General features: G+C 63.3%; 1 protein-coding gene. It reads left to right on the top strand.

Annotated features, from left to right (window positions below):
- Positions 1-207, top strand: a 207-nt coding sequence (locus tag A1830_RS24135; RefSeq protein WP_231877689.1) for a hypothetical protein, incomplete at its 5' end; no start/stop codon positions are given.
- Positions 208-286 lie beyond the last annotated feature (79 nt).

Below are 286 nucleotides of genomic sequence, written 5' to 3'. Positions count from 1 at the left end.
TCCCTGGGGGCTTCACTGCCGCATCCCTGCGGCAGAGACCCGGCTTATCTGCTCCGCAACACCGCCTTCTGGCTGCGGAGTGGTCTGCGTGTTCTCTGGCAGTGGCTAAAGTCAAAACCTGATGTGTTTACGACGGCCTTATCGGCCGAAAATGTTGTAAGCCAGGGCCGGGCGTGGGGCGTTTTTTGCAGCGACTACGTAGCCTGAGGCCAGGCGGGGACCGTTGGCTTAGCGGACCGTCGAGCGCAGGGATGCGCGAGCCGAGCCCACACGGACGTGCTTGCGG

Origin of the sequence: Erwinia sp. ErVv1, assembly GCF_900068895.1 — a bacterium.
Lineage (GTDB): Bacteria > Pseudomonadota > Gammaproteobacteria > Enterobacterales > Enterobacteriaceae > Erwinia.
This window is presented reverse-complemented; position numbering and strand designations above follow the sequence as displayed.